The 23,695-nt window shown below is 56.7% G+C and carries 15 protein-coding genes; 9 read left to right on the top strand and 6 right to left on the bottom strand.

Going from position 1 to position 23,695, the window contains the following annotated elements; translation table 11 throughout:
- Positions 1–5: 5 nt before the first annotated feature.
- The 4 genes from SH421x_RS02480 to SH421x_RS02465 all read right to left on the bottom strand — a co-directional run bounded on the left by SH421x_RS02480 (position 6) and on the right by SH421x_RS02465 (position 9,464).
- On the bottom strand, positions 6–3,029 hold the full coding sequence (locus tag SH421x_RS02480) for a PSD1 and planctomycete cytochrome C domain-containing protein (protein ID WP_488853737.1): 3,024 nt from the start codon (positions 3,027–3,029) through the stop codon (positions 6–8).
- 34 nt (positions 3,030–3,063) lie between these two features.
- Positions 3,064–4,368 carry a DUF1552 domain-containing protein gene (locus tag SH421x_RS02475; protein WP_488853736.1) on the bottom strand — a complete coding sequence of 435 codons (1,305 nt, stop codon included), beginning with the start codon at positions 4,366–4,368 and terminating at the stop codon, positions 3,064–3,066.
- Between the two features lie 43 nt (positions 4,369–4,411).
- Positions 4,412–8,665: a DUF1592 domain-containing protein gene (locus SH421x_RS02470; RefSeq protein WP_488853735.1), complete on the bottom strand. Its 4,254-nt coding sequence runs from the start codon at positions 8,663–8,665 to the stop codon at positions 4,412–4,414.
- A 79-nt stretch (positions 8,666–8,744) separates the two neighbouring features.
- A complete protein-coding gene (locus SH421x_RS02465) occupies positions 8,745–9,464 on the bottom strand; it encodes a FadR/GntR family transcriptional regulator (protein ID WP_488853734.1) in 720 nt (239 codons plus the stop codon).
- Between the two features lie 285 nt (positions 9,465–9,749).
- Between SH421x_RS02465 and SH421x_RS02460 the strand changes: the two genes are divergently transcribed.
- The 4 genes from SH421x_RS02460 to SH421x_RS02445 all read left to right on the top strand — a co-directional run bounded on the left by SH421x_RS02460 (position 9,750) and on the right by SH421x_RS02445 (position 16,179).
- Complete coding sequence (locus tag SH421x_RS02460) at positions 9,750–10,283, top strand: sigma-70 family RNA polymerase sigma factor (protein WP_488853733.1); 534 nt, start codon at positions 9,750–9,752, stop codon at positions 10,281–10,283.
- Positions 10,280–11,812: a LamG-like jellyroll fold domain-containing protein gene (locus tag SH421x_RS02455; RefSeq protein WP_488853732.1), complete on the top strand. Its 1,533-nt coding sequence runs from the start codon at positions 10,280–10,282 to the stop codon at positions 11,810–11,812. Before SH421x_RS02460 ends, SH421x_RS02455 begins: the two co-directional genes overlap by 4 nt.
- A gap of 97 nt (positions 11,813–11,909) precedes the next feature.
- The gene (locus tag SH421x_RS02450) at positions 11,910–14,705 is read left to right on the top strand and encodes a PSD1 and planctomycete cytochrome C domain-containing protein (protein ID WP_488853731.1); all 2,796 of its coding nucleotides are present in this window, start codon (positions 11,910–11,912) and stop codon (positions 14,703–14,705) included.
- Positions 14,706–14,715: 10 nt separating this feature from the next.
- Positions 14,716–16,179: a DUF1501 domain-containing protein gene (locus SH421x_RS02445; RefSeq protein ID WP_488853730.1), complete on the top strand. Its 1,464-nt coding sequence runs from the start codon at positions 14,716–14,718 to the stop codon at positions 16,177–16,179.
- Position 16,180: 1 nt separating this feature from the next.
- Here SH421x_RS02445 and SH421x_RS02440 read toward each other — a convergent pair whose 3' ends face one another.
- A complete protein-coding gene (locus SH421x_RS02440; protein ID WP_488853729.1) occupies positions 16,181–17,350 on the bottom strand; it encodes a XylR family transcriptional regulator in 1,170 nt (389 codons plus the stop codon).
- A 194-nt stretch (positions 17,351–17,544) separates the two neighbouring features.
- Between SH421x_RS02440 and SH421x_RS02435 the strand changes: the two genes are divergently transcribed.
- From SH421x_RS02435 to SH421x_RS02415, 5 genes are read left to right on the top strand one after another with little or no spacing between them, the layout of a single operon-like run.
- A complete protein-coding gene (locus tag SH421x_RS02435; protein ID WP_488853728.1) occupies positions 17,545–18,765 on the top strand; it encodes a 3-keto-disaccharide hydrolase in 1,221 nt (406 codons plus the stop codon).
- A 36-nt stretch (positions 18,766–18,801) separates the two neighbouring features.
- A complete protein-coding gene (locus SH421x_RS02430) occupies positions 18,802–19,494 on the top strand; it encodes an orotidine 5'-phosphate decarboxylase / HUMPS family protein (protein ID WP_488853727.1) in 693 nt (230 codons plus the stop codon).
- An 11-nt stretch (positions 19,495–19,505) separates the two neighbouring features.
- Positions 19,506–20,534, top strand: a complete 1,029-nt coding sequence (locus SH421x_RS02425) for a zinc-binding dehydrogenase (protein ID WP_488853726.1) — start codon at positions 19,506–19,508, stop codon at positions 20,532–20,534.
- Between the two features lie 9 nt (positions 20,535–20,543).
- A complete protein-coding gene (locus SH421x_RS02420) occupies positions 20,544–21,338 on the top strand; it encodes an SDR family oxidoreductase (RefSeq protein ID WP_488853725.1) in 795 nt (264 codons plus the stop codon).
- 44 nt (positions 21,339–21,382) lie between these two features.
- Positions 21,383–22,267 (top strand): sugar phosphate isomerase/epimerase family protein, encoded by an 885-nt coding sequence (locus SH421x_RS02415; RefSeq protein ID WP_488853724.1) that lies wholly within the window; start codon positions 21,383–21,385, stop codon positions 22,265–22,267.
- A 168-nt stretch (positions 22,268–22,435) separates the two neighbouring features.
- On the opposite strand, the gene SH421x_RS02410 is transcribed toward SH421x_RS02415, so the two are convergent.
- Positions 22,436–23,569, bottom strand: a complete 1,134-nt coding sequence (locus tag SH421x_RS02410) for a formylglycine-generating enzyme family protein (RefSeq protein ID WP_488853723.1) — start codon at positions 23,567–23,569, stop codon at positions 22,436–22,438.
- Positions 23,570–23,695: the final 126 nt, after the last annotated feature.

Genomic DNA, 23,695 nt, shown 5'->3' with positions numbered 1-23,695 from the left:
GTTCGTTACTCTACGTAAAAGAATCGATTGGAGCTTAAGAGGACCCGAGCATAAGCTCGTTGCAGTTCGAGCTGCTGCTGATCCGGTGGAAGCTGTTGCAGTTGACCGGCGTAAGCCTCAAAAAAATGCTGGGCATCTTGATGATCGGCTGCGGTAGCCGGAGCGGCGTATAGCAAGCGACAGGCCAAGTCAGTCCGCTCGCGTTGATCATCCGAGTGACTCCGCAGTCGATCCGCTAACGCAGCGGCAGTCTCATGCAAAAGCTCTGAGTTTAAAAAGAACAGCGCCTGGGGCGGAACGGTCGCGTTGCTGCGACGAGGGGTCGATTGATTGGGATCGGCGCCGTTGAACAGATCCAAAAACGGATGCTGTTGGTTACGCTGCACCATCAGATAGACGCTGCGACGATTGGTCGGATAGTTGGCGGTAAACGGCCCGTGCTGCGAAAAGTTCCATTGCTCGATCGGCGGAAACGGATGACCTGCGGCTGGGGTCAAATCCAGCCGCCCACTGACTGCGAGGATCCCATCACGAATCTGCTCGGCGTCGAGTCGCTGACGCTCAAAATGCCATAAGAGCCGGTTCTCGGGATCGGTCTGACTTCCCTGGGGCGTATCTTCTGAACTGCGTTGATAAGCGGCCGATGTCATCATCACGCGGTGCATCTGTTTGACGCTCCAGCCAGAGCGAATGAACTCGGCGGCCAACCAATCGAGCAACTGCGGATGCGAAGGCTCGTCGCCGCGTAGTCCAAAATCATTCGGCGTGCGGACAAGTCCCTGCCCAAAGTGATATTGCCAAATGCGATTGACGGCGACGCGCGCGACCAGCGGGTTCTCAGGATCGGTCAACCATTGGGCGAGTTGACGACGGCCGCTGCCGGTTTCTTCGGCAGGCACCTGGGGACTGCCGAACAGAGCAAGAAACTTGCGGGGGACTTCGTCACCCAGCCGGGTTGGTTCGCCGCGGATCTGTATCCGCGCGTTTGCGGTTTCCCCTTCGCAGACGGCATAGGCCTGATCGATGTTGAGCGTGGGATTGGCGAGTTGCGCCACTTGGGCGTTGGCGATATCGAGGAGGCGTTTCGCTTGGCGCAGATCGTCTAGCCGCGCGGCGGGATCTTTGTAATGGTGAAGCGTCCAGCCAACTCCATCTCCGCCGGTTGCATCGGCGTCGGCCACGCGAATGCGGAGCGAGACTTGACCTGCGAGCGGACTGGTCCAGGTCGCGGCGACTCCCCCTTCGGGACCGGGATGCAACGTTAGCTGGCGCGGTGGAATCGTCACCGTAATGAAATGCATTTCCTGGTCGAGCGGGTTGATCGCCAGGCTGGGAAGATCGGCCGCGCCATGCCAGACGTGCAAGTCATGGGTCTGATGCGCATTCTCGATCAAAATGGTGAAGGGATCGGGACCATTGTGCAGTCCAAAGCTATTCCACGGCCCTGATCCAGAATTTTCGCGATAACCGGCGAGCATGTCGGCGGCAAAGCTCCACCGGCGGCGCTCGCCGTCAACTTCGGTGACTTCCCATTCAATGAGAGTCGAGTCAGCGCCGTGGTTGGCTTGCGGTAAGATTGTCAGCTGCAGGATGTCGCCGGGCTTGACGCTCCACGTCGCGGCGGGCTCGATCCATTGCTCGCCGCCGTTGGGGATCGCACCCTGCAGATCGGCAACAGTAGGAGCGGTGGCCAACTGCTGCAAGTGAGTGCGAAGCTGTTGGTATTCGGCCTCAAGCTGAGGGACTTGGGCCGCAGCCTGCTCTGCTTTCTCCTGCATCGCCACTTGTTGCCGCAGCAGTTCGGCGGGGGGGAGCAGCGAGACAAGATCACTGGGGCGGTTAACCTTTTCACAACCGGGGAAGGCGAACTTCGTGCTTTGGAAGATGCCGTAGAGACCGTAATAGTCGGCGGTCGGAATCGGATCGTATTTATGATCATGGCAACGCGCACAGGCAATTGTGAGCCCCAGCATCGATTTGCCAAACGTATCAATCGTATCTTCCAGCGTCAGATAGTGATCCGCGCGAGCATCAAATCCGAAGCGACGCGAGATGGCCAGATAGCCGGTCGCGGTGATCAGTTCAGCATATTTCTCGTTAGATATTTTGTCGGCGGCGTCCGCAGCCAGGATGTCGCCGGCCAGCTGCTCTTGCAGGAACTGATCGTACGGCTTGTCTTGGTTGAAGGAATCAATGACATAGTTGCGATAGCGCCAAGCGTGCGGCGTCGGGAAGTCGCCTGTTTCACCAGCCGTATCGGCATAGCGGACCACGTCTAACCAATGCCGGCCCCAGCGCTCGCCGTAATGAGGCGAAGCGAGCAAACGCTCAATCAGATCGACATAGGCGGTGGGAGCTTCGTCAGCAACGAACGCGGCAACTTCTTCCGGCGTCGGGGGGAGCCCCAGTAAATCCCAAGTCGCACGGCGAATCAAGACGCGACGATTAGCCGCATCTACCGGCGTCAGCCCTGCTTGTTGTAACTGCGGGCGCAGGAAGGCGTCGATCGGATGTTCTACTGCGTCACCAGAAGCCGCGGCAGGGGGTGTTGTCTTGGCTAATTCCTGGAAGGACCAATGATCTTGCGCAGACTGTTCGCGATTGCTCTCCGGCATTTCCGCCGTACGAGGATCGACCGCGCCGTCGGCGATCCAACGCTCGAAATCGGCGATGACAGCTGCGGGAAGCTGTTTCTCAGGCGGCATCTCCAAAGTCTCATGCCGAATCGCATCCAAGATCAAACTGGCCTGCGGCGAATCTAAATCGATCACCGATCCACGATCTCCCCCGCTGAGCAGGAACGAACGCGCGTCGAGCCGTAACCCGCCATGCTGCTTTTTCGCGCCATGGCACTCTACGCACTCCTGAAGCAAGATCGGCCGAATCTTACGCTCGAAGAATTCGAGCTTGTCGGCATGCCCGTTGGGATCCTGGGCTTGTGCGATCGTTCCTAGCAAGCCAAGTAAGACCAACGCGCTGCCGATCATGCGGCGAAATCGGTTTTGCGAAGTTGTCGTCAGTCGCGTCATGAGGATCGACTCGCGAGATTAAATTGCGGTGTTCTTACACTTCCTGCAGCGGTTCGGTCGCGTCGCCGAACGAATCGACCGGCAACCCGACTTTGTCGAGCATCGACATGTACAACCGGCACATCTGACGATTTGGCTGGTCTTGATAGTCCAGGACGCGACCCCCTTGGATTTTTCCGCCCCCTCCGCCGAGCAAGATGACCGGCAGCTTGGTTGCGTCGTGGTTGCCGTTGAGCATGCTGGAGCAAAACAGAATCATCGAGTTATCCAACAGCGTCCGATCGCCCTCTTGGATCGAATCGAGCTTCTGCGCGAAGTAGGCGACTTGCTGCAGGAAGAACTGATTCACCTTTAACCAATCGGCCGAGTCGGAATGCGACAGCAAGTGGTGGATCATGTAGTCGATGCCCAAGTTGGGAAAGCGGAGCGAACTATGATCGTTGTTCAATTTCAGCGTACCGACGCGTGTCGCATCGGTCTGAAAACCAATCGCCAAGATGTCGCACATCAGCCGCATATGTTCGGCCAGATCTTGGGGTATGCCGTCGGCAGGGCGTTGGATCGTCGGCTTGTCGAGCGTGGGGCGCCAACCTTGCATCTCGCCGCGATTGCCGGCATTTTCGATCCGCACTTCCAACTCACGTACGGAGTCAAGATACTCGTCCAGCTTGCGGCGATCGGACTCGCTGATTTCATGACGGAAGCTTTTGGCGTCTGCTAACACGGCGTCCAAGACGCTTTCGTCCCCTTTTTGCACCTCATTCTTGAACAGCCGATCAAAGGCCAACGCCGGATACAGCTCTAGCGGCGTTGGCGCGTGGGGCGAAGTCCAAGAGATATGCGAGCTATAGAGCATCGAGTAGTTTTTGTGAACCGAGGGGTTCGACTTTTCGCAGCCGAGCACCAGACTGGGCACCTTGGTCGAGCGGCCATGCCGCTGGGCGACATATTGATCGATGCTGGTGCCGGAAGAAATTTCGCCGCCGGATGCTAGGGGAGCGCCAGAGAGCAGATTGCCTGTTTGGGAACTATGGATATTTCCCTTGAGCGCCTCGGCGTTGTAGAGCCCTTTGATAAAGAGCATCTTCTCTTTGAGCGGCTCTACCGGTGCGAGGACGGCGCCCAGTTTCAGTTCGTCTCCCGCCTGCTTGGCCCACCACTCTTGACTGTGGAAACCATTGCCGGAGAACATCACCGCCATCCGCACCGGCGCGGCGCTGGCATCCCGGCGAGAAGCGGCTTCATCTCCCCAGACCGGCAGCGATTCCATCCACGGCAGCGCCATGGTGACGCCGATGCCGCGCAGAAAAGTACGACGAGCAAATCGGTACGTCTTCATCTTGAATCTCCCTGACATGAGGATGGGGAAGCGATGGATGGGGTTAGGGTGACGCTAGAGCGCCCTGGTCTCGGCCACGAATCTGCTGAAACTGGCGGCTCGCCAAGATCGACTCGATCGCAACTGAGAACCGATAGTCATGATCCGCAAGTTGCTGTTGCATCTGCGTTAGCAACGGTTCGTCTGAAATTTGAATGGACCGCCCTAGTGCGTAGCCCAGCAGCTTGCGGCAGAACTGGCGGAGAACGGCGTCACGTCGCTCTGTGAGCAAATATTGACGCAAGCCTTCGGCGCCGTCGAACTGGGAACCATCAACCAGCGAGGCCTGGGTATTGAATGGTTTGCCGGCAAGGTCGGTCTGCCGATAGCGGCCGATGGCGTCAAAATTTTCGAGGGCAAAGCCCAACGGATCGACGCGCCGGTGGCAATTGGCGCAGGCCGGATCCTTGGTGTGCAGTTCGGTGATTTCACGCACGCTCAGCCCCTGGGCCGCAGAACTATCGGTCGGCAACGGCGGCACGCCGGCTGGTGGATTCGGTAGTTTTTCACCCAACAAAGTTTCACTCACCCAGATGCCTCGCAAAATGGGGCTGCTGCGTGATGCGCCTGAGTGCTTGGCCAATGTTGCTCCCAGCCCTAGGATCCCGCCGCGACCTTGCGGGCGGACGTTTTCTACTCGGCGCCAAGTATCGGCAGCAGCATTGTCGTCGCTCGTGATTTCATAGAAGTTCGCTAAACGCTGGTTCACAAAGGCATGGTCCGCATCCAAAATTTCCAACACCGATGCGTCGCTTTGAAACAGGTCGGTGAAGAAGAGGATTGCTTCATGATGCATGTCCGCGCGTAACTCGAGGAACTCTGGAAACGCTTCGTTACTTTTTTCGTCGAGCGTATCGAACTGATAAATCTGCAGCCACTGGCACGCGAACTCTTGAGCCAAGCGTTCGATTTTCGGCGAAGCCATCATTCTCTTGGCTTGACCGGAGAGGACCTTGGGATCACTCAGATTTCCCCCAGCGGCCGCTCGGCGGAGTTCTTCGTCGGGCAACGAGGACCACAAAAAATAGCTCAGGCGCGTGGCCAGTTCCCAATCTGAGATTGGGGCCGCTTTCGTCCCGGCCGGAGCCGCTTCTAAGCGATACAAAAATGCGGGCGCAACAAAGATCCGAGCCAACAAAAACCGAAACGCTTCGTCATGGGTGAGACCATCCTGGAGTAACTTGCGGTACAGCGCCTGATATTGCTCGGTTTCGCCTGCATTTAACGGACGGCGATAGGCGCTGGCGGCAAATTGAAGCAAAGCGTCGATTTGAGGCGACTGTGCGGCGAGCAACTCTTGACGAAACTGAACAGCGCGATTGTTGATTGGCTCGCGGAGCGGATCAAAGACGCTGGGATCGCCATCTTGCGAAGCGTATTCTAGCAACTGCTCAAACGCGTCGACCAGCGTCAGCGCATCGTGACTGATAAAGTGCAGCTCGCGCCAGAGCCGATCAAGTTCCTGCTGCTGCGTCTCGTCCAGCATCAACCGCCGTAGAGGTTCATCTTCACGGTAATAAAGCGTCAGCGTGACCACTTCGTCGACCGGCACAATCTGCGTATAGCACAGCGCGGCGGGGAAGAGCTGACGGAAGTCATGAAACGCTTGTTTGAAGCGGGCTTTCGCAGGCCCTTTGGCTTCAACAATCACCGGAGTCGAGACCAGCGTGCGGTCTTGGCCCGAAGTCCAAGCGCCTGCCGTTTTCATGTCGGTGGCTGGCGGAGGGATCAGCCCGTTCGATGCTTCAGGCTTGCTGTTCGAGATTTGAAACTGCACGCTCCCCTCCCCTTGCGAAGAGGCATGCAGCAGACCGGTTGTGACAAACTCGGCGCCGGCAACCAGATCGGCCGGCAGACGCACTTCCAAAACCTGGGGAGCATGCACGCAGAGACTGTCTGGATCGAGCGGAGCGTCACTTGGATGCTGGCCAAATCGGAGGCTGCTCAAAGCGGACTCTTCGTCCGAAACCTCCGCCGCTAGTTCGTCTGCAGAGAACGAGAACGGGCCCCCTTCGTACGCGGTTAGCTGGCGATAAAGGATCGCGTCGGGATGACTGCGGTCGGCCGGCGGGCCTTCGCGCAGCAGCGCTGCAATCGCGTTGACCAATTGGCGTCGCTCGTCTGCGTGCGCGGTCGATTGCCAACGATCGATCAGTGAGCCCGGCGGAACATCGATTGAAGCTTGCAGATTGGGCTGGACTGGCTCTTGATAAAAGTGCCAGACCGCTTCATTCTTCCACGAATCGGCATGGGGATTGGTGCTGATCCGATCGTGCGATACATCTTCTGTCACGCTCCAACGCTGCGTCGCATCGCCTTGTTGCGTTAAGACGAACTCAATGTCAGTCAAATCACACGAATGATTCCCGTCACGCGGACTTACCACCAGCGAGATCAAATCGCCGGGACGAACCGCCACGTTTTCTAAAGGCTGCATCGGCACAGGCGCTGCCCCTTGAGCGAACCCGCTGGCCAATTGCTGCCGATTGGCGCCGCGTCGGCGCTGTAACGACCAAGCGACGCCGTTGCCGCATTCGGGATGTGCGTGGGTGATTTGAGCTTCGATACGAACCGAGCCAGTCAGCGGACTTCGCCAACCCACCGCGACGCTCAGCGCCGGCGCCGGATGCACTACCACGCCATGCGGTTTCATGTTTCCGGGAATGCGAACGTGTTGATCGGATGAGCTGGCATAGACGTTGGGCGTTTCCGCAGCGCCCCAGCCTTGTACAAAATCATAGTTGCCGGCGCTGGTCAGGCGGTTGGTGAGATAATCGAGCTGCGGCGACGAGGCGGGCTCGATCGCGAGATAGTCGAGCCAAGCGTTTAACAATTGCGGCTCGATCTCGTAGGACTTCGCCAGATCGGCGACGTTAACGGGTTGCTCTAACTTGCTTGTCGCAGCGGCCGCAGCGAACGCTTTTTCGAGCGAGCCAATTAACTGCTCTCGGCGGCGCTGTTGCGAAGCTTGAACTTTGGGAATGTCCTTCAGCAGCAGATCCGCTCGCCCAGCGGCGACGATGCGCGGTCGCTCCCAGATCGCAAAGTCATGCTCACTACCATCGCCGGCATCCCCGGCCACCAGATAGAGGACGATTTCTGCTGCGTCTGGCTTTTCAGGCAGCGCAATCCGCAGCTCTTGCCGCGTCGCGAGTGGAGTGATCGGCTCTTGCCAGGCCTGGGGGCCATTCTTTTTGCCGATATGCCCAACGCTGGAGAAGCGGAAGAGCGAGCGTTGCCAAAGCTCAATCTCTTGCGTTAAAGCGGTGACATCCTCTTCACTAGCAGTTCGCCAACGTTGTTGCAAATGCCGGAGCAACAGAGAAGGTTGCTGTTGATGCAGCGCATCCCAGACGATCCCCAAGTATTTGGCATTTACCTTACGATCGCGTGCAACTTCGGCGATGGTGCGTGTCCCGTTAGTCAGTGCTTCGCGCTGGGCGATCGTCGCCGCTAAATAGGGCTCGACCTGGAGCCAACCATCGGCATTGGTTTTGAACTGAATCCCTTGTAAGTTGACGCTGGTCCCCTGGCCGCCGACGGCGAATTGATGATAGAAGTCGCGAATCTCCGTGAGCGCCTCGTTGGACCAACTGGCGCGAGTCGCCGCCTCAGAAAAGCGGAACCCGGTTGGCAAGAGAACCGCATGACTGGCGATCTCTTTGCCAGCGTCCAAGTATTTGGCCAATAGCGGAGAGGACATCACCAGCGCGTTGCCTGTGTTGGTGAATCCTTCGCCGGCAGCGCCATCGGCCGGAAACTCGCGGGCCGGATTCAGCGCCACCTTGGTCAAGTCGCGAATGGTGTAGGTATACTCGGCATTGTTCAACCGGCGCAGCATCACGGGTCCGGGATCGCCGGCATTGGCTAGCGCTTCGGCATGCAGATAGGCTTGGATCCAAGTTTGCAGTTGCTGACGCTGGGCCTCGGTCGGTTGCTTGTCAGCATCCGACGGGGGCATCTCGCCGCTTTCGAGCGCTTCGGCAACTTTCACCCAAACGGCTGGATCATGGCGAACGCTCTGAAAGGTTGACCGCTTTTCTAGATCGAGCTCTCCCTGGTGGTCCTGTGTTGAATGGCAGGTCACGCAATACTGCTGAAGCAGCGGGCGCATCTGCACGGTGAATTGATTTTCCAGTGCTGGCAGATCTTGCAGAGCAGGCTCTGCTGCTTGTAAATGCAGCGTCCCCTGCCCGGTTAGGCCCCAGAGAATCAATGCGGCAAACAGAAATCGATTTCGGTTCTGGCCAGCAAGCATGCTGAACTCCGCGCGATAGGATAAGGAGGGAAGGAATGAAGGCGAGATGGAAAACAGGTTATCGGAACGAGGAAGTGCTCTATGGATTGACGTCTTTGGTCTTAGGCTTGGAGACTTCGGACCGTTCAATCCATTGCAGATGACTTTGAATATGAGCGCGGACTTCAGCATCTGCGGCGGCAATCTCGCCATCCCGCAGAGCGTCCAGGATCCGTTGGTGCGACTCGATGCCGGGGCCCCATTCGGCCTGGCGCACGCTCTTGCGAAAGCGGATAAAGAAGATGGTCAGGAAGTCAGAGAAGGCCAATAGCGGCGTGAGCCCGCTGGCTTCGATCAGCCCTCGATGCAGCGCAACATCCAACTCAATAAACCGCTCTAGATCTTTGGTTTGGCTCAGCTGTTGATTGATCTTGGTCAGACGTTCATAGATCGCCGGGTCTTGCTGCATCTGAGCGGCGACCGCCGGCAAGACTCCGGCCTCGATGATGGTTCGGGTGTCGATCAACACCTTGGGAGCGACATTATGCAGCGCCGTGTGAAACCCGAGATACTCGGTCACACGATCCATATCAAGCTGCCCAACGGTCAGCCCACGCCCCGGCTTGGCGTCAATGATCCCCAAAAATCCGAGCGATTTTGTCGCCTCACGTAGACTCAAGCGGCTGACGCCAAACATTTCGGCCAGTTCGGTCTCGGTCGGCAACTGATCGCCGGGCCGAAGATCCTCAGCGACGATATACCCCTTCACGCGATCGGCGATTACATCCCGTAGCTTTGGGCGTTTAATGTTTTGCTGCATTCGAGGATCGCTTGTGAGGGGGAGAAGGCTCATAATATCACCCTTGGCAAGCTGTATCGCCTGCCAGCCAATTGTTTATCAGATAATCTGACATGAGTCAATAATTCGCGATTTGCATCCGCTATTCCTGCTGTCTAACGACCTCGGCTATGCCCCTATCCCCCCTGATTTTTGCGAAAGAATGCTTCGCTCTCGATCCCGGAGGCGTTTTGAAATCTGTGAAAAATTTGCGCCACGCCCGTTAAACCGAGGCGAAAACCGGAAATGAAAGTGGAGCCGCACTGCATGCGAATGAGCGATACCGATCCAAATGCGAGATTCGTCCACGAATTCGCGCGTCATGAGACGGCGATCCGCGCTTACGTGCGCCGTCTGGTTCCCTCGCGCAGTGATGCGGACGACATTTTTCAGGAAGTAGCGATCGTGCTATGGAAGAGGTTTCACGAGTTTCGCCCAGACAGCGACTTTCGCGCCTGGGCTTTTGGCGTCGCCCGGTTCAAGGTGCTCGCTTGGCTGCGTGACAACGGACGACGAAGACTGGTGCTGGCGAGTGATGTGGTTGAACTGATCGCGGCAGAGGCGCTCGACGAAGAGCCCTACCTGGAACAGCAACGACTTGCCTTTGAAGCTTGTATGGAGCAACTTCCCAGCCACCACAAGTCGCTGCTGGTCGACGCCTATCGCCGGGATGTGAAGATGCAGGATGTGGCGACTGCAAGCGGGCGATCAACGGCTGGATTCTATCAATGGCTCTACCGGATGCGGCAGAGTTTGCTGACGTGCGCGCAGCGTAAACTCGCCCAAGAGGCAACCTCATGAACAATGATCATCACTTTCATAATCTGGTCCAAGCTTACATCGAAGGTCAAGCGACTGCCAAGCAAGTCGAGCAGCTGAATCAGATCCTCCGCGCTGATCCGATGGCACGTCAATTGTTCAGGGAATTGCTCAATATTGATTCGGCCTTGATGACCGCGTCCCGAAAGTCGCAGGCAGCAGCCGAAGCGTGCACAGCTCCTTCACTTACCGAAACCACGAGATTTGTACAAGTCGACGAACAGCATAAAGCGATCGTTCAATCAAGTCATCCACCGCGGCGTCACTGGCCAAGCGTCGTCCTGGTCAGCGCCGCCAGTCTGCTGCTTGTGCTCTGTTGCTGGATCGGTTGGAACGAACCGGCTGAGTTTGCCACGATCGAAGACGTCGCAGGCGTCGCTGGGCTCTCGGCGGGAATGAAGTTAGGCCCCGAAACCTATCGCATGGAAGCCGGCACTGCGGAGTTGGTGACACGCTACGGTGCGCGCATCGTGATTGAAGCTCCGGCGCTGTTTCACTTTGAATCGGCCCAGCGACTGCGGCTAGAGCATGGTCGCTTGGCGGCGGATGTTCCGCCTGAGGCGCATGGATTTACGGTGATTACGCCAACCGGTCAAGCGATTGACCTAGGCACGAAGTTCGGCGTCGACATGCCCAAACAGGGAGAGGCCGAAATCCACGTCTTTCAAGGCGAAGTCGTCGCCCAATCGACCAGCGGAGGCAAGCTCCGCAATCTTCGTGATGGAGAAGCGTTTCGTCTGCAGTCGGCGGCCGGAGCGCTGCGCAGCTTTCGTTCGGCCGCATTTATTCAGCCCGGCGAAGTGAATTTGCTGCACGCCGCGCTGCAAGCAGGTCAGCCAGCACGTGCTCGCCTAGTGACCGAGAAGCTACGCAGCGATCCCATGTTGATCGCGATGCTCGACTTTGAAGCTCCCCAGCCAGCGCCCGATGGGTATCGCATGGTGCAAGGGCGTTGGCCCGGCTCGCATGCAGCCGAGTTTGTGAATGTTGGCGATCACATGAAACTTGATGTTGGGGGAGAACGTTTGTGGCCGCAACTGACGATGGCCGCGTGGGTTCGGCTGGACCATCTGGGAGAACCATATCACTCGCTGCTGCATACCGATGGCTGGGAAAGCGAGAAGTCAGGGCAGGTTCACTGGATGGTGACGCAGCAGATGACCATGCGATTGGCGCTGCGAAACAATACGCTTGCTTCGGAAGAGCGCCCGGAAGCAGGCTTTCCTGATTCGCAGACCAGCGTCCAGCCTCAGCAAGGGCGGTGGGTTCATTTGGCGGCGGTCTATGATTCAGACAATAAGACGGTTCGCTTTTACTTCAATGGAAAGTTCGACAACGAAACCAAGTTGGATGTAGCGCATCCAGCTCGACTAGGGCCAGCTCAGATTGGGAACTGGAACACCAATGATCGAACGCTGAGCGGTCGCATTGACGAGCTGCTGATTCTGGGGCGGACCATGTCCGACGCAGAACTGGAAGCGTTATTTGCGGCCGGCAATCCTTATCACTAACAAAATAAGTCAATCTCACGCGTTAAAAACGTGGTAGAAAGGAAAACTTCTAGGGAAGCGACAACGATCCTGGGGAAGTTTTAGCGAGATCAAACCTATGCGATGGACTCTGTTCGCAATTTGCCTGACTTGGCTCTCCATGGCAGAGATTACTACCGGGATTGCAGCAGAGCCAAACAACACAGAGCCTGTCGATTTTGTCCGCGATGTGCGTCCACTGCTTCAGAAGTATTGCTACGAGTGTCATGCCGGCGAGGCCCACAAGAGCGGGCTGCGACTCGATATTCGTTCTGAGGCGCTGAAAGGGGGCGAAATCTATGGCCCAGCGATCATCGCCGGTCATGCCGAGGAAAGCCCGCTCTGGCAGTTTCTCGCCGACGATGCAGACCTGAAGATGCCGCCGGAAACAGCCGGGCCATCCGTTGCCGAAACGGCCCTGCTTCGTCATTGGATTAATGCCGGCGCCAATTGGCCTGCCGGCGTGGATACCGCCAAAATAGAAGATCCACGCGACCATTGGTCTTTCCAGCCGATCCACCGCCCTGCACTACCAAAAATCCTCAATGAAGCTTGGCCGAAGAACGCGATCGACCATTTCATCCTAGCTCGGCTTGAACAGAAGGGACTCTCGCCGTCGGAACCGGCAACGCGCGCCGATTGGATTCGCCGCGTTACTTTTGACCTGATTGGACTTCCTCCCACGCCTGAAGAAGTTCGCACGTTTGTCGAGGATCAGAACCAAGACGCTTACGAACGCGTCGTCGATCGCTTGCTCCGTTCACCCCGCTATGGTGAACGCTGGGCTCAACATTGGCTGGATGTCGTGCGCTATGCCGATACGCACGGCTTTGAAGTGAATACCGAACGCCCTCACGCGTGGCCCTATCGCGACTACGTGATCGAGGCGCTAAATCAAGATCTTCCCTACGATCAATTTATCCGCCAGCAAATCGCCGGCGATGCGCTGAACGCCGATGCCGCGACGGGTTTTCTTGTGACGGCGTCGGTGCTGTTGCCTGGGCAAATTGGCAAAGACGCCGCTTCGATTCGACTTGCGCGTCAGGATTCGCTGGATGAAATTGTCACCAACGTCGGTACCACGTTTCTGGGACTGACGGTCCATTGCGCGCGCTGCCACAACCATAAGTTCGATCCGATTTCGCAACGTGACTATTACGAAATGCAGGCCTTTGTCGCCGGAGTCGAATACCAAGATCGCGAGTTCGAGATTCCGCTAGGCGAAATGCAGCGCGATCAATTACAACACTGGACCCAGCAAAAACGCGAACTGGACCTGCAAGTCGCCCAGCTATCACCCCTGGCAAACTCTGCCGCGCAGCGCACGATGGTGAACTCGTTCGAGAACATCGATCGCTTTGCTCCGGTTCGCACGAAGCAGATCCGCTTCCACATCAAGCAAACCAACCTCTATGAGCCGTGCATTGATGAGCTGGAAGTCTTCAACGCCGACGGCGTCAACGTGGCGCTTGCCGAACAGGGGGCCAGCGTTACTTCCTCTGGCGATAACATTTCGCCCAATCGACATGAATTGCGATTAATCAACGATGGAAATTACGGCAACTCCAGCAGTTGGATGGCGAGCGAGGTCAGCGGCGGCTGGGTCGCGGTTGAGTTTGCCGAGCCCCAGCTGATTCAGCTCGTCGTTTGGGGGCGTGACCGACAAGGGAAGTTCTTTGATCGCTTGGCGATTGAATATTCGCTAGAAATCCTGGACGAAAAGGGCCAATGGATCTGCGTCGCCGATTCGCAAGATCGCGCAGCGTTTGATCCCAAACAAAACTCGCACACTCCACTCGACTTCAATGCAATTGAGAAACCGCAACAAGAGCTTGCGCAAAAATTGTTAGCACAGCAAAAATCAGTCGCCCAGCAGCTGACGCAGTTAGACAAGCCTCAGACAGTGTTTGCCGGCAAGTTTCGTCAGCCTGACGAGATCCGCGTCTTAAGTCGCGGCAGCCCTGAAATGCCAAAAGAGCTGGTCTCGCCTGCCGTACTGAACATTCTGGGTGAAGTCACTTTGCCGCAAGAGACCGGCGAGCAGCAGCGGCGACTAGCTTTGGCCGATTCGATTATCACCGCCGAGAATCCACTTACAGCGCGTGTGATGGCCAATCGAATTTGGCAAGGGCATTTTGGAACCGGATTGGTCGATACGGCGAACGACTTTGGCCATAATGGCAGCGTTGCTTCGCATCCCGAGCTGCTTGATTGGCTAAGCGCCAAGTTTGTGAGCGGCGGCTGGTCGATCAAGCGGATGCATCGCCTGATCGTCCTTTCGGCGACCTATCGTCAAAGCAGCACCTTTAATCCGGCAGCGGCGGAACTTGACGCGGACGATCGTCTACTTTGGAGATATCCTCGTCAGCGGCTGATGGGCGAAGTGATCCGCGATTCGATCTTGGCCATCAACGGAAATCTAAATCTAGAAATGGGAGGCCCCGGTTTTAGTCTGTTCGACAAACGGGGCGGGCTGACTGGCTTTTCACCCATCGAATCGTTCGACAAAAACGGACTTCGCCGCATGATCTATTCACACCGCGTACGACGAGAACGTGACGCCGTGTACGGAGCTTTCGATTGCCCCGACTATGGGCAGAGTACAGCGGGGCGGCGTGAATCGACCACTTCGATTCAAGCATTGAATCTGTTCAATAGTCGATTTGTCATCGATCAATCCCAAGCCCTCGCAGATCGTATCGCCGCCCAACATCCAGAGACCCAACCTCAAATCGAAGCCGCGTATCAACAAGTATTACTGCGCAAGCCGAGCACTGACGAGCAAGCCGAAGCTGCCCTGCTGGTCACTCAATACGGGCTCGACTCTCTCTGTCGCGTCTTGCTGAACAGCAACGAATTTTTGTATGTCCGTTGAAAGCCGATCGATGTCTCGACCTGACCAAGCTACGACTGCTCCACTCCACTGGCTTGATCGCCGTCGTTTTTTGACGGAAGCGGCAAGCGGATTGGGCGCGATTGCACTGACCAGTCTGCTGGGACAGGATGGCCTGCTGGCGGCGGAAACGGCGGCGATTGATCCTTCACGTCCCTACCAACCGCGACCCTCTCACTATCCCGGTCAAGCCAAGAATGTGATCGTGATCTTTTGCGCCGGAGGAGTGAGTCATCTCGATACGTGGGACTACAAGCCCGAGCTAGAAAAACGAGATGGCAAGCCGCTTGTGAATGGTCCGCCGGTCACGTTTCAAGGCCCTGCCGGAAATCTCGCGCGGCCGCAGTACACATTTCGCCCCCGCGGCGAGACCGGCAAAATGGTTTCGGACATGTTGCCCCATTTGGCGGAACTGACTGATGACCTAACGTTTATCCATTCGCTAACCAGCAAAAGCAATACGCACGGGCCTGCCGAAAATTTTCTTTCGACGGGATCGGTGCTGGATGGCTTTCCTAGCCTTGGGTCGTGGGTCACCTACGCGCTCGGCTGTGAAACGCAGGAACTGCCGGCTTATGTAGCGATCCCCGATCCGCGCGGCGTTCCGCAAAACGGGTCGAATAATTGGGGGCCCGGCTTTTTGCCAGCCGCCTACCAAGGAACGCCGTTTAGTGCGACGCGACCGATCCGGCATTTGCAGCCGTTTGAGATCTCGACTGAGAAAGATCTGGCGACGCGGCGTTTCCTTTCGCAGATGAATCAGCGTCACTTTGAGGAAAACCGAAATGACTCGAAATTAGCCGCTCGAATCGCGAGCTACGAACTGGCGGCCAGGATGCAATTGAGCATTCCGAATGTGATGAACCTGGAGAACGAGCCCCCGCATATCCTCAAACTGTACGGCGCCGATTCGCCTGATACGACAAAAGCAGCGTTCGCTCGAAACTGCATCTTGGCTCGCCGGCTTGTCGAAAGCGGCGTTCGCTTTGTCCAACTCTTCAACGGCGCCTACGCCAGCGGTGGAGATTTGAACTGGGATGGTCATAACGAACTGAAGAAGCAATACGACAAGCACGCTCACATTCTCGATCAGCCTGCAGCCGGTCTAATACGCGATCTCAAGCAACGCGGACTGCTAGAAGATACGCTGGTCGTCTGGTGTACCGAATTCGGTCGCATGCCGATGTTTCAAAAAGGCTCTCAGGGCCGCGATCACAACCCCGATGGTTTTACCTGCTGGCTAACCGGAGCAGGCGTCAAACCAGGCGTGAGTCACGGCAGCACCGATGAGTTTGGGATGCAAGCGGTCGAAAACGTCCATCCACTCTACGACTTCAACGCAACCATCTTGCATCTGCTAGGACTGAATCACGAGCAGCTAACCTTCCGCCATAATGGAATTGATCAACGCCTGACCAATGTCGAAGGGGACGTGATTACCGAAATCTTGGCCTAAGCTACGCCTTTGCAGAGTGCCGGCGATACTCGCCTGGGGTCTGTCCCGTCTCCTGGCGGAAGACGGTCGCCAAGTATTGAACAGAACCAAAGCCGGCTTGTTGGGCAATCACTCCTAGCGTGTCATCGGTGGTCGCCAGCAGATCTTTGATTCGCGCCAAGCGCACGCGCTCGATCTCGTCATGGACAGTCCGGCCAAGGATCTGCTTAAACCGATTGTCGAGCGTCGAACGGGACAAGTCGACCCTTTTCGCCACATCCTGCACCTGCACGCCGCTGCTGATTTCAGCGCGGATATATTCAACCGCTCTGGCGACCTCTGGATCGGCAATTGCAATTGTATTGGTCGATTCGCGGGTCACTACGCCGATCGGTTCAATCTTCAAAGCTCGCCGTCGCGACGCGATGCGTCTGCCGACCATTAGGTTATCTAGCAAGTGGGCCGCCGAGTAACCAATCTGATCGGTCCCCAAGGCAATGCTCGAGAGAGCCGGGTTCGCGAGATCACACATTAGCTCATCATTGTCTACGCCCAAGATCGCCACATCTTGGGGAATTCGCAGCCCGACGCGGCGACATCCTTCGAGGACGTGTCGCGCTCGCGCATCGTTACACGCGAAGATCGCGACCGGCAGCGGCAGCGGCTTCAGCCAGTTGCAAATCTCGGTTTGAACCGCTTCCCATTGCCGCGCACTGCTATGGCGTCCATAAAATTCAGAGCAAGCGAAACCTCGGTCATGAATCGCCTGGGTGAAGACTTTGCCCCGGATTTTCGACCATGGATTGAACAGCGTTTGTCGAATCCCACAATAGCCAAAACTACGAAACCCTTGATTCACCAAATGCTCGGCCGCTAGTCGCGCGACGGCAGGGTTGTCAGAAGTCACGTACGGAGCGTCGTTGCGCCACGCTGGGCTCAGCACGCCGCCCCCGATATTTACCAGCGGAATCTTAATACCATCCACTGCTTCTAGGACTTGCGGATCATCCATGTCGGCGATGATCCCTTGTCCTTTCCAGCGCCGCAAGTTGGGGATCTTCGCGAGCGGTTCATCTTCGACATAGAGCCGCCAACCGCCGTGAGTGCGCGTAAAGCGAGCGATCCCGGCGACCACTTTGCGGCCATACGGTTTGTTAATGTTCAGGATCAATGCGACTTCGCGTTTGGACATTTGCGGCTCTAACAGGGCAAGTGCGGCTTCGCAAGCCGGGATGCCAGGTTCCAATATATTGTAAACAGTTTCCAATATTCCAGAATAGAGAACGTGCCGGGTTCTGGTAGAGTGGAACTATTGTCGTGTGCGATGTTGCCCCCACAACTGCGATTTGCGCAGCTTACAATTTCCTGCCTATTGGAATCCCCATCATGCTCGCTCCCACGATCCGATCATTCCTTGTATTGTCATTGCTCTGCGCTGCTTCCAGCGCGCACGCCGCTGAGGGCGAGTGGACATCTCTTTTTAACGGCAAAGACCTCTCGGGCTGGACGCAGCGAAACGGTACAGCGACTTACCGTGTCGAAGGAGACTGCATTGTCGGCAAGACCAACGAGGGAAGTCCCAATTCGTTTCTTTGTACGGACAAACTGTATGGCGACTTTGAACTGCAGTTTGAAGTGAAGGTCGATCCGCAATTGAACTCTGGCGTGCAGATTCGTTCGCAATGCGAAGGAGGAACCGCCACGGGACGCGTCAACGGTCCGCAAGTCGAAATCTCCCTCGACAAAATGGCTGGCTATATCTATGGCGAATCGGCTGGCGGTTGGATGACGCCGGATGCTGACCGCAAGCCGCACGATCAGTTCATCGATGGCGAGTGGAATAAGTATCGCGTAGTCGCGGTGGGGGATCACATTCAAACTTGGATCAATGGCCACATGATCTCTGACCTAACGCATGTCGAGCGTTTCAAGTCGCACCCGTCAGGCTTCATCGGACTTCAAGTGCACGGCATAGGCGCTGGCCAGGGACCGTATGAAGTCCGTTGGCGTAATCTGAAACTTCGCGACTTATCGAAGTTCACTTCGCTTTTCAACGGCAAAGACCTTAGCGGTTGGAAGACGACCGGCAACTGGATTCCGCAGGAGGATGGATCCCTCCTGATTCAGCCGCGTGAAGGAGAAAAAGGGTGGACGCGTTACGACGCGTATCTATGGTCCGAGAAGAAGTACAAAGATTTTGTGATCGACTTTGAGTACGCCTATCCGGCCGGCGGCAACAGCGGGTTTTACTTCCGCGTCGCCGATATGAAGGATCCGGTTGGCAAAGGGGTTGAAGTGCAAATTTTGGATTCATCGAAGAAGGAAGGAGCGCTCAGCTCTCACGATCACGGCGGCATTGTCAGCACCAGCGCTGCGGCAAGCAAAAACATGTCGCGCCCGCCGGGCGAGTGGAATCGGATGGTGGTGACCAACATCGGCAATCAGTGCCAGGTCGAACTGAATGGCGAGCAGATCATCGATGTCGATTTGAGCCAGACGCCGGTCAAAGATCGTCCTTTGGAAGGCTACATCGGCTTTCAGGATCATGGTCAGCCAAACGATATCAAGTTCCGCAATATTCGGATCCGCGACCTGTCGGCCGAGTAGTTCGCAGCCTCACTGATCCGTTCTAGAAAGACCAATATGCGCCCGATTGTGCAAATCTCGCTCGACCTCACCAATATCGACGAAGCGCTCGAAACAGCGCACCTAGCTCTAGCGGCAGGCGTCGACTGGCTAGAAGCAGGCACTCCGTTAATTTTGGCAGAAGGATTGCACGGCGTCCGTGCACTTCGCGCGACGTTTCCCGACACCCCAATCGTGGCCGATCTGAAGACGATGGACGGCGGCTATTTAGAAGCCGAAATGATGGCCAAAGCAGGTGCAACGCACGTCGTCGTAATGGCTCGCGCCCATGCCGAGACCATCCGCTGCGTGGTTAAAGCCGGCGCCGACTTTGGCTGCCAAGTGATGGGAGACAACATGGTGTGTGAAGACATGGTCGCAGGCGCTAAATGGCTCGAAGATTTGGGCTGCGATTATGTCATTCATCACATTGGCTACGACGAGCGGCGCGGCATTGCGGCTCGCGGCAAGAGAATGCCGAGCCCGCTAGACCAACTGCGCGAAGTGGTCGGTGCGGTCAAAATTCCGGTGCAAGCTGTCGGCGGGCTCACGCTCGAACAGGCAATCGCGTGTCCTCAATATGGCGCTCCGCTGGTCGTGCTGGGTGCTCCGCTGACGATCGATGCAGATGCGTTTAAGACCGCGGACGGAGATCTGGCTGCATCACTGCGGTTGATCTGTGACGCGATTCATTCTCAGGAAGTCGGATAGGATCGACCACCATGCATTCAGCCGCTGTTGTTAACTTTGCTCCTGAAAAAGGGGCCGTCGAAATTCGCGAAATCGAAAAACCGGAAATCGGCGTGAACGATGTCTTGCTGGAGGTCGCCAACGTCGGCGTCTGCGGTAGTGACCTGCATCAATGGACGGCGGATCACTCTTGGCCGGTCAATTATCCGGTCGTGCTAGGACATGAATTTGGCGGGCATATCGTCGAAGTCGGTTCCGCAGTCGAAGGCTGGCAAGTCGGCGACCGCGTTGTCAGCGAAACCGCTGCGATCATCGACGAGCGAAATCCGATGTCGCGCTGCGGCAAGTATAATTTGGATCCGACTCGCAAGGGCTTTGGCTACGGCGTCAACGGCGCGATGACAAAATATGTTCGGGCGCCCTCCCGCATCTTGCATACGGTTCCGGATTCGCTGCCGTTTGAACACGCGTGTCTAACCGAACCTTGCTGCGTCGCTTTTAACGCCGTCGTGCGTAACGCGCGAATCGAACCTGGCGATCGCGTCGTGGTGCTAGGGCCCGGCACGATCGGCATTTTGTGCGCCGCGATGGCGCGATTATGCGGCGCCCAAGTTGCTTTGGTGGGGCTCGAAGCAGATCGGCAGCGTTTAAAAATCGCAGTCGATAACTACGGGTGCGAAAGCATCGTCGGCGACCCCCGTGATTGGGCGCGTCAGCGCGACGGCTTGGGCTGCGATGGAGTGATTGATGCCGCTGGAGCCAGTGCAACCCTCAAGATTGCGATCGACATTGTGCGGCCAGCCGGCTGGATTAGCAAAGTTGGTTGGGGCCCGCAACCGCTGGGCTTTAATCTGGATCCGCTTGTGCAAAAGAACATCACCCTGCAAGGGAGCTTTAGCCACAACTGGCCCATCTGGGAACGAGTGCTGGCGCTGCTTTCTAGCGGACAGTTGAATGTCCAACCGATCATTGGTGGAGTCTGGCCGCTTGACCAGTGGCATGAAGCCTTCGAGAAGATGCACCACGGCGAAGTGGTGAAGTCCGTGCTGAAACCGATATAAGGCAACAACATGCGTCTTCCCCGTAAAGTCATCCTCATCACTGGCGGTTGCACCGGGATCGGCAAAGCGATTGCGCTGCGCTGCGTAGAAGAAGGAGCAGCGGTCGTCCTAAGCGGCCTAGAACAAGACCAAGGTGAAGCACTGGTGACTCAGCTTGGCGACGCTCAAGCCACGCTGCATATCGAAGACCTTACCCAAGAGGGCTGCCCCCAGCGTTTGGTTGATCTGGCAGTTGCCAAGTTTGGCAAACTGGACGCGGTGGTCAACAACGCGGCGTTGATCGCGAGCGGCGACATTCATACGACCAGCGTTGACTTCTTCCGGCAGCTGCTCGAAGTCAATACGTTGGCGCCGTTTCGTCTGATCCAAGCCGCTTTGCCGCAACTTCGAAAGACGCACGGCTGCGTGCTTAACATCGGCAGCGTCAACGCTTACTGCGGCGAACCCAATCTGATGCCGTACAGTGTTTCTAAAGGAGCGCTAATGACTATGACGCGTAACCTGGGCGATACCCTAATGCGCGAAGAGGGAGTCCGCGTCAACCAAATCAATCCGGGTTGGACGTTGACCGAAGCCGAGCAGCAGCGAAAACTGGCTGCAGGCCTGAGCGAGGACTGGTACGCTCAGCTGCCTAGCGTGTATGCACCAGCCGGCAGAATTTTGTGGCCTGCCGAAATCGCGGCGGCCGCCATCTATTGGCTGGCCGACGAAAGCGGACCGATCAGCGGACAAGTACTCGACCTAGAGCAGCATCCGTTTATCGGTCGTAACCCGCCGAAAAACGCTGCGACCATCTCCACCTAAGCAGATGCACTTACTGCCGCTTCACTTTCACCCCGATCAAGCCCATGCCCCAGCTCGCCGCCTTTCCCAAAGCGTACATGCAGGCCCTTGTCAAAGATGGCACGATGACGCTGTCGGAGTGGTTTGCACTCGCGAAGACGCTCGACATTGACGGCCTAGAATTTTATGCCGGCTTTATCGAAGTCGCCAACGCCGAAAATTGGCCGGTGCTGCGGCGCCAGGTTGAAGAGCTAGGCATGACGATCCCGATGCTATGTTGCTCGCCCGACTTCACCCATCCCAGCGCCGCATTTCGAGCAACCGAAATCGCCAAGCAAAAGCGTTGGATTGATATGACTTATGCTCTGGGCGGCAGTTATTGCCGCGTCCTCAGCGGTCAACGGCGTCCAGAGCTGACGATGGACGAAGGAGTCAAGCTGGCGGCAGACAGCATTTATGCCTGCTTGCCGTATGCGGCGGAACGTAACATCACGTTGATCCTTGAGAATCATTACAAGGATGATTTCTGGGAGTATCCCGAGTTCGCCCAGTCGATGGAGGTCTTCTGCGATTTGGTCGCGGCAATCGATCACCCCAACTTCGGCGTCAACTACGATCCCAGCAACGCGTTTTTAGCCGGCGATGATCCAATAGAACTGCTGAAACGGGTTTCGCATCGCGTCGTTACGATGCACGCTAGCGATCGCTATTTGCTGCAAGGAACGCTGGAGGATCTACGGCGCGAAGAAGGAGGTTCGGTCGGTTACGCCAAGCGACTCGCGCACGGCGAGATCGGGAAAGGTCTGAATGATTACGACGCGATCTTCCGCGAACTGAAAAGCCAAGGCTTTGACAGCTGGATCAGCATCGAGGATGGAGTCGACGGCATCGACCAACTTCGCCGCAGCGCCGATTTCCTCCGCAAAAAGATCGCGGAACATTGGGCATAGCAACCAAGCACAGCATGATTTTTGGCGTAACTCACGCTGGACCTTGCGAGCGAATTGTTGGGGTTCGCTCCGCTGCACCCAACCTACAATATCTGAGGGTTGCATAAAAATAACGCCGCGAGATAACCCGCGGCGTTGCGTTTTGCACCAGGATGTCGCTAGCGACGGTTAGTCGGCGACTTCTTTAATCGCCGCGGGCAATTTTTCGTCAACCAGTCCTAACACGCCGCGGCCGCCGCTCAGGCGATCATTGACGTCCAACTGGAGAAACTCAGGGAGCGAGTCCCAGTATTTGACCATTTCGGCCTTTGGCAATTCGGTCAGCGGGCGAATCAAACGGAAGCCGACACAGGTCGCCGGGTACTCGGTAAACCACCACGGGCTCAGCGGAATGTTAGGATCTGAGGCTTTCCAATCGTCATCGTGAGAGCCCAACTTCGAGGTTACTTTGCAGTTCTCGGCGTCGTCATCCCAGGATCCACCTTTGGTGCACAGCGGGAACGGCTCGGTCGGCCACTGAATCGCTTCGGCGACGGTGACGGTCTTGCCGGCCAGCGCCTCAGGGGCCGTTTCGGTGTAGGCGTCCAACACCCATTCCCACACGTTGCCGTGCATGTCATGCAAGCCGTACGGGTTGGGCTTCTTCTCGCCCACCTTCTGTTGAGCTCCATCCGAGTTCTCGACATACCAAGCGTAGTCGTCGATCTTATCAACTTCGCCAAAGGAGTAGGGTCCTTTGACGCCGCCAGCGGCCGCATGTTCCCATTCGGCTTCGCTCGGCAAACGGTATTGATTGCCGGTGACGCCGCTCATCCATTTGCTGTACTGCATCGCCGAGTACTGCGTCATGGTGACCGCCGCTTGATTGGGGTCTTCGCCGTTCTCATAGGTGAAGCTCGGTTCGTATAGTGGAGTCGGAATCGTCACCGCGTCGACTTTGTTGTCGTCGGTCACTAAACGAACACCGTTGCCTTCGATCTTCTTGAAAATGTCATACAACTGCATGAACTCTTTGTAGTGAGCCCAGCTCGTTTCGGTCTTTGACATCCAGAACGGATCAATCTTGACCGTATAGGCGGCGGCCCCTTCACCCATGACGCGTGTCCCGCCAGGCACAGGAACCATCGACAACTTGACAGCCGTGCCGGGAACATCGATTTCGTAAGGAACCATAAAGCCGCCATCGATTTCGACAAACGGGCCCTCGGCTGGTTTTGTCTTAGAAATGCCAAGCTTTTCGGCAGCCGTCGCAGTCGAAACAGCCAACAGCAGGACAATCAAACAGGCAGACGCAATTCGCATGAATCTCAGTTCCGGTTGAGAGTAACAACTTGCAAACAGTGCATAGCGACGACCGTCAACAGTCGCCCAAGCACTCTATCTTACACTAGGTCCCGATCAGAGACGACTGACGCGTTGCCGCAAGAA

The organism is Blastopirellula sp. SH421, assembly GCF_057808535.1.
Note: the sequence above shows the minus strand (reverse complement) of the source record. Positions and strands in the feature narration are given on the sequence as shown.

Coding starts and splice junctions, on each gene's coding strand:
- SH421x_RS02440 (WP_488853729.1), bottom strand. CDS start 17,350: ATGTCCAAACGCGAAGTCGCATTGATCCTGAACATTAACAAACCGTAT.
- SH421x_RS02420 (WP_488853725.1), top strand. CDS start 20,544: ATGCGTCTTCCCCGTAAAGTCATCCTCATCACTGGCGGTTGCACCGGG.
- SH421x_RS02425 (WP_488853726.1), top strand. CDS start 19,506: ATGCATTCAGCCGCTGTTGTTAACTTTGCTCCTGAAAAAGGGGCCGTC.
- SH421x_RS02465 (WP_488853734.1), bottom strand. CDS start 9,464: ATGCAGCAAAACATTAAACGCCCAAAGCTACGGGATGTAATCGCCGAT.
- SH421x_RS02415 (WP_488853724.1), top strand. CDS start 21,383: ATGCCCCAGCTCGCCGCCTTTCCCAAAGCGTACATGCAGGCCCTTGTC.
- SH421x_RS02410 (WP_488853723.1), bottom strand. CDS start 23,569: ATGCGAATTGCGTCTGCCTGTTTGATTGTCCTGCTGTTGGCTGTTTCG.
- SH421x_RS02450 (WP_488853731.1), top strand. CDS start 11,910: ATGCGATGGACTCTGTTCGCAATTTGCCTGACTTGGCTCTCCATGGCA.
- SH421x_RS02470 (WP_488853735.1), bottom strand. CDS start 8,665: ATGCTTGCTGGCCAGAACCGAAATCGATTTCTGTTTGCCGCATTGATT.
- SH421x_RS02430 (WP_488853727.1), top strand. CDS start 18,802: ATGCGCCCGATTGTGCAAATCTCGCTCGACCTCACCAATATCGACGAA.
- SH421x_RS02445 (WP_488853730.1), top strand. CDS start 14,716: ATGTCTCGACCTGACCAAGCTACGACTGCTCCACTCCACTGGCTTGAT.
- SH421x_RS02460 (WP_488853733.1), top strand. CDS start 9,750: ATGCGAATGAGCGATACCGATCCAAATGCGAGATTCGTCCACGAATTC.
- SH421x_RS02455 (WP_488853732.1), top strand. CDS start 10,280: ATGAACAATGATCATCACTTTCATAATCTGGTCCAAGCTTACATCGAA.
- SH421x_RS02475 (WP_488853736.1), bottom strand. CDS start 4,368: ATGAAGACGTACCGATTTGCTCGTCGTACTTTTCTGCGCGGCATCGGC.
- SH421x_RS02480 (WP_488853737.1), bottom strand. CDS start 3,029: ATGACGCGACTGACGACAACTTCGCAAAACCGATTTCGCCGCATGATC.
- SH421x_RS02435 (WP_488853728.1), top strand. CDS start 17,545: ATGCTCGCTCCCACGATCCGATCATTCCTTGTATTGTCATTGCTCTGC.